The 10,383-nt window shown below is 30.5% G+C and carries 9 protein-coding genes; 7 read left to right on the forward strand and 2 right to left on the reverse strand.

Annotated elements, in window-relative coordinates; all coding sequences use genetic code 11:
* Position 1: 1 nt before the first annotated feature.
* On the reverse strand, positions 2-481 hold the full coding sequence (locus BUC09_RS14325) for a DUF2271 domain-containing protein (RefSeq protein WP_073312274.1): 480 nt from the start codon (positions 479-481) through the stop codon (positions 2-4).
* Positions 482-483: 2 nt separating this feature from the next.
* Positions 484-1,962: an ankyrin repeat domain-containing protein gene (locus BUC09_RS14330; protein ID WP_073312275.1), complete on the reverse strand. Its 1,479-nt coding sequence runs from the start codon at positions 1,960-1,962 to the stop codon at positions 484-486.
* A 264-nt stretch (positions 1,963-2,226) separates the two neighbouring features.
* On the opposite strand from BUC09_RS14330, the gene BUC09_RS14335 reads away from it, so the two are divergent.
* The 7 genes from BUC09_RS14335 to BUC09_RS14365 all read left to right on the forward strand — a co-directional run bounded on the left by BUC09_RS14335 (position 2,227) and on the right by BUC09_RS14365 (position 10,139).
* On the forward strand, positions 2,227-4,995 hold the full coding sequence (locus BUC09_RS14335; RefSeq protein WP_073312276.1) for a response regulator: 2,769 nt from the start codon (positions 2,227-2,229) through the stop codon (positions 4,993-4,995).
* A 304-nt stretch (positions 4,996-5,299) separates the two neighbouring features.
* A complete protein-coding gene (locus BUC09_RS14340) occupies positions 5,300-5,722 on the forward strand; it encodes a lipocalin-like domain-containing protein (protein ID WP_159432956.1) in 423 nt (140 codons plus the stop codon).
* A gap of 18 nt (positions 5,723-5,740) precedes the next feature.
* Positions 5,741-6,517, forward strand: coding sequence for a hypothetical protein (locus BUC09_RS14345; protein ID WP_073312278.1), 777 nt, complete (start codon positions 5,741-5,743; stop codon positions 6,515-6,517).
* A 10-nt stretch (positions 6,518-6,527) separates the two neighbouring features.
* Positions 6,528-7,781, forward strand: coding sequence for an OmpA family protein (locus BUC09_RS14350; protein ID WP_073312279.1), 1,254 nt, complete (start codon positions 6,528-6,530; stop codon positions 7,779-7,781).
* A gap of 96 nt (positions 7,782-7,877) precedes the next feature.
* Complete coding sequence (locus tag BUC09_RS14355; protein ID WP_073312280.1) at positions 7,878-8,645, forward strand: hypothetical protein; 768 nt, start codon at positions 7,878-7,880, stop codon at positions 8,643-8,645.
* A 116-nt stretch (positions 8,646-8,761) separates the two neighbouring features.
* Positions 8,762-8,992, forward strand: coding sequence for a hypothetical protein (locus BUC09_RS14360; RefSeq protein ID WP_073312281.1), 231 nt, complete (start codon positions 8,762-8,764; stop codon positions 8,990-8,992).
* Between the two features lie 229 nt (positions 8,993-9,221).
* Positions 9,222-10,139, forward strand: a complete 918-nt coding sequence (locus BUC09_RS14365) for a DUF5655 domain-containing protein (protein WP_073312282.1) — start codon at positions 9,222-9,224, stop codon at positions 10,137-10,139.
* Positions 10,140-10,383: the final 244 nt, after the last annotated feature.

The following is a 10,383-nucleotide window of genomic DNA, read 5'->3' on the forward strand; positions in this document are numbered from 1 at the left end:
ACTACACTTTACTTAGTTTCACGTAACGAATATAGCCTTTCCCTTCGGTTTTTTCAGCTAAACCTTCGGTGGTTAAAGATACTTCTGCATCGGTTACATGGTATTTTTGATTTTCTACTGCCGATTCAAATCGAATTTTATATCCAGCGTTTATTTTAGCATCATCAATTTCTAAAACGGTCATACTTCTGTCACCACCAGCAATCGAAGCACCTGTTTTAGCATCAACTTTCTTTTTCTTATTGTAGAATTTGTACCATTCTTTAATGTCTTTGTACCATTTTTTATCATCACCCATTACGTACAATGTCTTTTCATATTGCCCTTTTGGGTTGATTAATGATACCACAACGTATGCCCCTTCTCCAACATAATTGGACATTTGCAGCATGCATTTATATTTTGACGTTTGTGCCAAAGTTTGATTGGTAAATAAGCCAATGACTACGCTTAAAACGATGTATTTTATATATTTTCTCATTCTTATTTTAAAAAGTCGATATTAACTTGATTCTTTACTAATACTTCATTTTCTTTTGCGATATCGTACGCTGTTTCATCAAAATCGGTTTTGATCGATTTATCCGCATTTAATGAAACAATGTACTTTAATAAAGCATCATCTTTTGCCACTAAAGCCGCTTTGTGCAATGCCGTTAAACCTTCAGCATTTTTAGCATTGATATTGATAGACAAACCATCTAATTTTTTAACCAAATTCAAGTCATTTTTAGCTACCGCTAAATGATACAGCGTATTACCATCTTTTTGTGCAGATTGTAAAGACACTCCTTTACTTTTCAATAGATTTAACTTATCTAAGAAATCATCATTACCACCACGAGGAGCGCGGAAATTTTGAACCAAATGGTATGCCACATCATGATTGTCTTTATCTAAAACAGTTAAAGAAGCATTTTTGTTTAATAACGCATTGATTACGTCTACTGAACCCGATTTTACCGCTTGAAAAATAGCAGTTTCCCCTTTAGCGTTCGCTTCATTAACTTTTGCCCCTTTTTCTAATAATAAATTTACCAAAGCGACATCTCTACCAGCGGATGCATTCATTAAAGCCGTAGTTCCTTCAGCATCTGCTAAATTTACATCCACACCTTTAGACAAGAAGTACGTTACAATAGCACTCTGATTTTCTTTTTTGGCAATAAAATGTAAAACCGATTCTTTATTTTTTGAAAGTGAAGTAGGTTTAATTTTTAAATCATCAACCAAGTATTGAAAAACTTCAATTGGATTTGCACTTCTTCTTGAAGCTTCAGCAGCAAACAATAAAGCATTAGGTGTAAATTTAACACCTTTAGAAGCTAACGTTTTTAAATTAGCAATATTTCCAGTTCTTGCTGCATAATCAAAAACCGTATTCCCTTCTGCATCTACCTCTTTTAATGAAAGTCCTTTTGCTACTAGTTCGTTTGTCAGACTTAAATCCTTGTCATTTGCAATGGCCAACATTAAAATCGTTGCATTGTTTTTGTATTTTTTCTTAGGATCTAAACCTGCTTTAAAGAACAATTCAAATAAGGCTATATTATTTTGACCTCCATTAGCTGCAAAAACTAGCGGCGTAGCATCGTGAGTATCTTCTAGATTGATGTTAGAACCTTTTTTGATTAAATAATCAACCAATTCAATATTGCCTTTGTTAGCTGCCCAATGTAAATAAATACGACCATCATGGGTAATTTTATTTACATCGTTCCCTTTTTGATCAATTAAAAACTTAACCACATCTATAGCAGCGCCATTATTAATTGCCAATGTTGTGGGATCAAAAGCTGAAGAGTTTAAAGCCGAAGGATCGTTTCCCTTTTCAATTTCAGCTTTAACAGTAGCCACATCAGGATTTTTTTTCCAAAAACCTTGATCCAAAAGTGAATTCCCTTTTTGTGCCGAAACTATTCCAGCAACTAACAAGGTAATTACGAAACTTATATTTTTCATTGGTTAGTTATTTTTATTTATATCAATTCTAAACAAGCGCAAAGTTATTAATTAAATTGACCTGTAAAAAAGTTTTAAGATTTATTTTAGATGTCAATAAATGGTTTACAAAAAATGGTTTGCAATTCAATACATTAAGTAGAAAATATTCATGACTAAAAACCTCTAAATCATGTCTTTTTTATAATTTTTATAACTTTGAATGTTACAATATTCTATAAAATTATAAAAGAATAATTGTAGTATTGTTATAAATATAATTTTATGAGACATCCTATCATATTAATTTTCTTTTTTATTTGTTTAAAATCAAGTTCCCAAAACAAAATAGACTCAATTGATTTTTATAGCAGAAATTTTGAATCTTCATTTAATGAAATGAAATATGATTCAGCTCTTGTTACTGCAGAAAAACTCTACACATTTGCGAAACAGAAAAATGAATCTTCTACTCAAGATAAAGCTAAAATTCACAAAGCAAAAGTTTACTACAAACTAAAAATGTTTGATCAATCTATCGCATTGATAGATGAAATAATCACAAAAAAATATTCCTCTAAAGAAGAAACTTTAAACTTTTTAGAAGCTAACAACATTTTGGCTAACATTCATTATTCAAAATATGAAGATGATAAAGCATTAGCAAAATATATTTATATTGATTCAATTAGTGAAGCATTAAACTTAATTAATGATGTTCAAATAAGAGCTTTACAAAATATCGGTTTAATGATGTTGCGAGGATATACTCCATCTAATAACAAGTCGTATGGAAAGGCTGAAGACTATTTTAAAAAATCTTATGAATTAGCAAAAGCATCAAATTCTTTATCTGAAATGCATGTTTCAGGACTTTATTATGGTTCCACTTTTGTTGAGAATGAAAAACCAAATATAAAATCTGCTTTACAATTTTATAATGCCGCCAATGCCTATTTTTTAAAAAATAAAATGACTAAAGAGTTTGGAGATACCTACTGGGCTTATGCATCATTGTACAGAAAAATTAACAGAAATGACTTAGCAACTAAATACTATAAAGAATTTATAGAAAAAAGTAAATCTTTTAATGACAATAAAGCATTAGCTAGAGCATACTGGGCTTATGCGAGTTTTTTAAATGAAATCAAAAATTACGATGAAGCAATTATTAATTATAAAAAAGTTACTTCAATTCTAGAAAAAGAAAAAAACACCGACTTTAATATTATTTCAAATTGTTACTATTATTTATCTACAATTTATAAATCAAAAAAAGAGAATGTATTGGCTTATGAAGCTCTCGAAAACTATGTAACCTATCAAGATAGTTTAGACCAAAAAAACAATAAGCAGCAGTTTAATGAGTTAGAAATCAAATACCAATCTGAAAAAAAAGAACAAGAAATTGAACTTTTAAAAGCAAAAAATGAAATTACAGAAAAACAAAAATACATTTACATTGCCATTGCAGCTTTATTATTAGTTAGCGGATTATTTTTGTTTTTAGGTTATCGTAACAAAATAAAAACGGCTCAGAAACTAAAAGAATTAAACGAACTTAAATCTCGCTTTTTTGCCAATATTTCACATGAATTTAGAACACCACTAACGTTAATTAAAAGTCCCGTTCAACAATTACAAAGTAACACTACAACCGAAGAGCAAAACAAACAACTTCGTTTAATCGACAATAGTGCAAACAGAATGTTAGAACTAGTTGATCAACTATTAGAATTATCCAAAATAGATAGTGGAAATCTTAAAATAATTTTGAAAAAAGGGAATCTTCAACATTTCTTCCAATCTATAATTGAACCTTTCTCTTTTAAAGCAAAAGATGAGAGTCAAGAATTTAGTTTTATAACTGAAAACTTAGATTTTGAAACGCATTTCGACAAAGATATCATTACAAAAATCACAAGCAATCTTTTAGATAATGCTTTTAAATACAACGAACAAGGGAAACCTATTGACTTTGTTGCTAAAAAAGAAAACCAAAACTTAATTATTCAAGTTCGGAATTTTAATAACCAATTAAAAGAAGCTGACTACAAGAAACTTTTTGAACGATTTTATCAAAAAGACGATGCTATTTCAGGGTTTGGAATTGGATTAGCATTAGTAAAAGACTTGGTTGAACTTTATGAAGGAACTATTAAAACCGACTTTAATAACCAACAAATTAGTTTTACGGTTGAACTTCCGTTAAATAAAAATTTAGCTAATGCAATTTTAATTGATGATAAAGATAAAACTGACACTATAACTGATTTAATTTCTGAATCCAATAATAATTCTGAGTTACCTATTTTACTTGTAGTTGATGATAATGCAGCGATAAGAGAAGTTCTGAAAGATATTTTTGCAACTAATTATCAAATTTTAGAAGCAACTAACGGAAAAGAAGCGCTTCATCTTGCACAAAAAGTAATTCCCGATTGTATTATTTCCGATGTAATGATGCCAGAAATGGATGGATTTGAATTTACCAATCAAATTAAATCAAACGAATTAACCTCATTTATTCCGGTTATTTTAGTTACAGCAAAATCATCAGATGATGTCCATTTAAAAGCGTTACAAAACACCGCTGATGCATTTTTAACCAAACCATTTAATCATGAAGTTTTAAAAGCATCTGTTTCACAACAAATACAAGAGCGTAAAAAGCTACAGGAACGCTACAGTCAGGAATTAATATTAAAACCAACTGAAGTAATTATCAATTCGGTTGATGAAAAATTCATTGCCAAATTAGAAACTGTATTAGAAAATGCAATACCAAATTCTGAGTTTAATGCCGAAATATTTGCTGATGAAATGCATATAAGCCGTATGCAATTACATCGAAAATTAAAATCATTATTTGGTGTTTCTGCAACTGAATTTATTCGAAATGAAAGATTAAAAATGGCTGCCGATTTACTTAAAAATGATAAACTGAGTATTTCTGAAATTGCCTACAATGTAGGGTTTAATGATGTGGGTTATTTCTCTAAATGTTTTAAAGAAATGTATCATGTATCACCTTCCGATTATCAAAAAAAGTAACATTTTATACATAACCAACCATTGCAAAGCCTCTATTTTAGAGGCTTTTTTATTGATGTTACATATTTCCATGTAATGGTTACATCTCTCCTACCACTTTCTTTAGTTCGCGAATAACTTTGTCTCAACAAAATGAAATAAAAATGCCTGCGAAAAAGAAATTTAACTATGAAGCATATTTGGAGAAACCTCCTTCGCAAAAAATTTTACTCAATATCAATCATCTTGAAAAAGGTGATTATGAACTAAATATTATTTACAAAAATAAAATCATAAAAAAAACAAAATTTAAAAAATGACAACTATGAAAACTATCAAATCAATTTTTACACTTTTAGCATTCACAACTTTACTTTCTTGCAGCAAAGATGATAATGATTCTCGTCAACCAACTGTTGCAGAATTATTAACATCAGGACGTTGGTATTTTGAGTCAATGACAACAGTAACATTAGATAATTGTGGGAAAAACACTTCTATACAATTTTATGAAAATGGAAATATTTATACAGAAACGTATAGCTTAAATGGTGCAAGTGAATGTGTTCTTTCACAAGTAAACTCAGGCACATACGAACTCCTAAGTGACACACAATTGTCAACTACAAATGGAAGTGAAACAAATTCTTCTTTAGTAATCGTTCAAATTTCAGAAACTCAATTAATTATAAGAGATGAATCTGGAAGTACACACAATACAATAACTTTTGATAAAACTCAAGGATAATAATTTAAAACTTCATCTATGAAAACAATCAAAAACATTCTATTCCTAACATTTTTAATGTTATTAACTTCTTGTAGTGATAAGGATGATTATAATCCACAAGGCTATTTTCCTACTACAATTGAATTTACAGATTACACCAATAGTGTAAATGATAAAACTGTTACTATTAGTTATAACAGTAACAATACTATTAGTTATAACAGTAACAATACTATTTCTCAAATAGTATTAAATGATAATAACGGAACTAAAACAAAACAATATACTTACACCAATGGTAGAATAACTAGTGTTACCAATTCAGGTTTCCTTGGTGGTCCAGATGTTCGAACTTTTGTATACAATTCAAATGGTATCTTATCATCAATTGTTGATGATACGGGCGGAACAATTGAAAACTACCCTATTAATTATAACGCTACTACAAATACGTATAGCCTTGTAGATGGTGGTGACACCAGTTCAGTACAATTGGATAATTCTAATAACCCAATCATTTACTCAAGTACATTATTTGCTTCAGATTTAGAAATTACTTTAGATGGAACTCAAAAAGGAGTATTTGAACACGTTACACCACAAATTGCACTTCAGTTTGATTTGGCTTTATTCAATAACGGTCACCTATTCTACTTCTTCAATCAAAAGCAAATTAATAATTTCCAATTTGGTGTTCAAGATATTGATATTGTCAATAATAGAGATACCAATGGGAACATTACATCTGTAATATACAACTTTACTGGTGGTGGAAGCCAATTAGATATAACTTATCAAAACAGAAATCTTTAAACCAAAAAAGATGAAAACAAAATATTTATACACCGTTCTAGCACTATTAAGTATTAGTTTTTCCCAAGCGCAATTACTTGATAAGTTAAAAAAGAAAGCCGAAAAAGCTGCAGAGCGTACCGTTGAAAAACGTGTAGAAAAAGAAACAGAAAAGAAAACAGATGAAGCTTTAGACGAAGTTTTTGAAGAAAAATCGAGTAAAAAAAGTAAAAAATCATCTAAAAAATCTGGTGACGAATCAACTTCTAATAGTTCGAATAATGAAATTGTAACTGGAAGTAATTTCTTCCCTGGTGGACAAGTGTTATTTTCAGACAATTTTAAACAAGATGCTTATGGTGATTTCCCTGCGAATTGGAATACTAATTCGGGTGGAGAAATCATCAAAGTAAATGGCGAAAAAGCATTCAAGTTAAATCCTAGCGGAACTTATACTGCTAAAACCTCTAAATTACCAGAAAACTATGCTTTAGAATTTGATTTAGTAACCGAGAACTTAGATTACAAAGGCCTTTCGGGTTCCAACTTTGGATTAGTATTTTCTAACGAATCAACGCTAAGTAAACCTAAAAATGGTGGTAAATTCGGATTTTCACTATGGAAAGGTTCTAATATTTGCAACCAAATAAATGTTCAAAATTGGGGTAAAACAAATGGAAAGATTGATAATAACATTCCGTTTAAAATGCAAGAGAAGTTCAATACGATTACCCATTTTACAGTAGTGGTAAACAAATCGAGATTACGAGTTTTTATAGACAATGAAAAAGCAATTGATTTACCATCGTTCTTGAGTAACAACTTTGGAAATTATATCCAATTCTATTTAAAAGGAACCGATCCGAAAGAAAAACACATTGTAGCCATTTCAAATGTAAAAATTACGGAAGAAGGAGAAGATATTCGTTCCATGTTATTAAAAGGAGGTTTTTCAACTACAAAAATTCTGTTTGATTCAGGATCTGATAAATTGAAAAAAGAATCGTATGCGTTTTTAGATAAAATAGCTAAAGTTTTACAAGATGATACTACTATCCGAATAAATATTATTGGACATACCGATAGCGATGGTGATGATGTTAAAAATATGACGCTTTCAAAATCAAGAGCGGCAGCGGTAATGAATTATTTTATTGATAATAAAGGCTTGAACAAATCGCGTTTTATGTTTCAAGGAAGAGGTGAAAACGAACCCGTTGCCTATAATACTTCTGCGGAAGGAAAAGCACAAAATAGACGTGTAGAATTTCAAACTTTAAAATAGTAACACATGAAACACCCATGCCAAACTTTTAGATACAAAGCGGAATGTTAATTTGGGTGTTCTATGTGACCTTTAAAAAACAATAAATAGCAACACATGAAATTAGGCGTAAAAATAGCGATTGGATTGGCTTCTGTAACCGCATTGGGTATGGTTACAGGAGTTATTCCTAATCCGTTTGATGTAAATTTGAATAATGATGTGCCATTGCATTTACAACACGAAATGAAAGTTTCTTGGCATTTTGATGGAAAACCGCAAGATATTCCCATTTTAAATCAAGGAACTCCTTTTGACGATTCGAAATACTTTGATTTAAAACCAAGCATTCAAGCGAATCCTTTAGAAGCAAACGGAATCTTTAAATTCAATTATGAAATTGAGCAATTTTCAAAATTAGGCGAACATTCCGGAACATTTCGATATAAAGTGAATAGTAATGATAATTCGATGTATGTTCATGGTGTGGATATAACGAATAACCCTTTGTTTCTTCCTTTAAAAAACAATCCGTTTTTAGCCAACTATAGTATCGATTTCTTAATTCGAAATGCAAAAGGCGATTGGTTATTGTATGTAACCAATTCACAACAAGGCAAATTATGTATTGAAGCGCCTTTTGGAATGAACTTCTCGGAAGTAATTACTGAAACGCATTTGAAAAATTTAGAAGTATTAAATTCATCCAAAGCAAATTCTAATTACACCTATACCAATAAAAATTTAGAACCTTATACTGGTAAATTTATTAACGAAAAAGGCGTTGAAAAAACCATTACCTTTTGGTTCGCCAAACAAGAAGCGCAAATTCCCACTGCAGTTCCAATAATGGGATTAGGCGTTGGAATATTTAAAAATGTATAGAAAAAAAACAACAATTTTTAGCCGTTACAGAAATCGATAATAATGTTTTAAAACTAATCGATTTACAAACTATAGACAAATGGGGAATTAACACGAATGATTATAAAGTCATTAAAATGGATTACCATTTGCCAAGCGGACAAAAACGAGTTAATGATATTGTAAGTTGGCTGAAAGACAAACAAAACGAAATCGCTATACTCAGAGAAAAAAGAAAACAATGTCCGCCACATCAAAAGGGTTCTGCTTGTAGAAAAGAATATGAACGACAAATAAAAGAAGTTCAAAAAGAAATAGAATTGAGAGCCGAAGAATTAGCAGGTAGCATGATGATTCCTGTTAAATAAAAAAATCTCGAGTTGAACTCGGGATTTTTTTGGTTTACAAATACGGATTTAAACTAATGCTGTGTGAATAATCTGTAAGATTTTTTAACTATTTTTGAGAAAATAAAATTGATACTTATCAGACATATATATCCAAAATTGGTTAGCTATGTATGATTTTGTCATACATATAAACAAGTTAGCACCAATTTTAGGACGACACACAAACCGACAATAAAAACGAAAGTAAATGGCATTATACAGCATCGACAATAACGGACAACTCGACCAAATAAGAGAGTTTGATTTTAAACTTGAAAAGGAAATTCAAAAATTAACCGAAGAAAATTTGCAGACAATTTTCGGACTTGAATTTATTAAAAGTGAGTTCTCCTTAAACAATTTTCGTATTGACACTTTAGCGTTTGACAAGGACGCAAGTTCCTTTGTAATCATTGAATATAAAAGAGATAAAAATTTTAGCGTTATAGACCAAGGCTATGCTTATTTGTCATTAATGCTTAACAACAAAGCTGACTTCATTTTAGAATTTAATGAAACTCAAAAAAACACACTTAGACGTGACGATGTGGACTGGTCACAATCGAAAGTTATGTTTGTTTCGCCTTCTTTTACTTCATACCAACGTGAAGCTATAAACTTTAAAGATTTACCAATCGAACTTTGGGAAATTAAACGCTACAACAATAAGACAGTTAATTACTCGAAAATTCAAACAGCTGGTGCACAAGAAAGTGTAAAGACAATTTCACGACAGGACGAAACAATTGAAAAAGTAAGTAAAGAAATTAAAGTCTATACAGAAGAAGAACATCTTTCATCCGGAACAGACGCAACAAAAGAACTTTACGACAAATTTAAAAAGGCAATACTAAATCTTGACGAGTTAGAAGTTCAACCTAAAAAGAAATACATCGCATTTGTTGGCGACACAAACGTTGTTGACATTGAAATACAAAGAAACGCTTTGAAAATGCACATCAATCTTAAAAAAGGCGAACTTGACGACAGCAAGAATTTAACCCGTGACGTTTCTGAAATTGGACATTATGGAAACGGTGACTTTGAATTACAAATTCGTAATGACGAAAATCTTGAATATATAATGAGCTTAATTAAACAATCAATAAAAAAGAACAAATCGTAACTTGACACGGACGACAGAAATAAAAACTGGTGCTAACAGGCGTTTGGCAAAAAAGCGGGTTCAGTGCTTAAATGAAGCTTTGTGCTTCGTATCAAGTTCAGTGCTGGCAGACAGTTTAGTGCTTCGAAATTCGCTTCTTCGCCAAGCGCCAAAACGTTAGCAGTTATTTTATGAGAACATACGTAGCAGACATAATTCCAAAAATTCAAAGGTTTTCACAAAAACTTGATAACCTAACTATGTT

Origin of the sequence: Flavobacterium terrae (assembly GCF_900142035.1) — a bacterium.
Taxonomy (GTDB): domain Bacteria; phylum Bacteroidota; class Bacteroidia; order Flavobacteriales; family Flavobacteriaceae; genus Flavobacterium; species Flavobacterium terrae.

Excerpts from the sequence above, each read along its gene's own strand:
- BUC09_RS14345 (WP_073312278.1), top strand. The coding sequence starts at position 5,741 with ATGAAAACAATCAAAAACATTCTATTCCTAACATTTTTAATGTTATTA.
- BUC09_RS14335 (WP_073312276.1), top strand. The coding sequence starts at position 2,227 with ATGAGACATCCTATCATATTAATTTTCTTTTTTATTTGTTTAAAATCA.
- BUC09_RS14340 (WP_159432956.1), top strand. The coding sequence starts at position 5,300 with ATGAAAACTATCAAATCAATTTTTACACTTTTAGCATTCACAACTTTA.
- BUC09_RS14350 (WP_073312279.1), top strand. The coding sequence starts at position 6,528 with ATGAAAACAAAATATTTATACACCGTTCTAGCACTATTAAGTATTAGT.
- BUC09_RS14365 (WP_073312282.1), top strand. The coding sequence starts at position 9,222 with ATGGCATTATACAGCATCGACAATAACGGACAACTCGACCAAATAAGA.
- BUC09_RS14330 (WP_073312275.1), bottom strand. The coding sequence starts at position 1,962 with ATGAAAAATATAAGTTTCGTAATTACCTTGTTAGTTGCTGGAATAGTT.
- BUC09_RS14325 (WP_073312274.1), bottom strand. The coding sequence starts at position 481 with ATGAGAAAATATATAAAATACATCGTTTTAAGCGTAGTCATTGGCTTA.
- BUC09_RS14360 (WP_073312281.1), top strand. The coding sequence starts at position 8,762 with ATGGATTACCATTTGCCAAGCGGACAAAAACGAGTTAATGATATTGTA.
- BUC09_RS14355 (WP_073312280.1), top strand. The coding sequence starts at position 7,878 with ATGAAATTAGGCGTAAAAATAGCGATTGGATTGGCTTCTGTAACCGCA.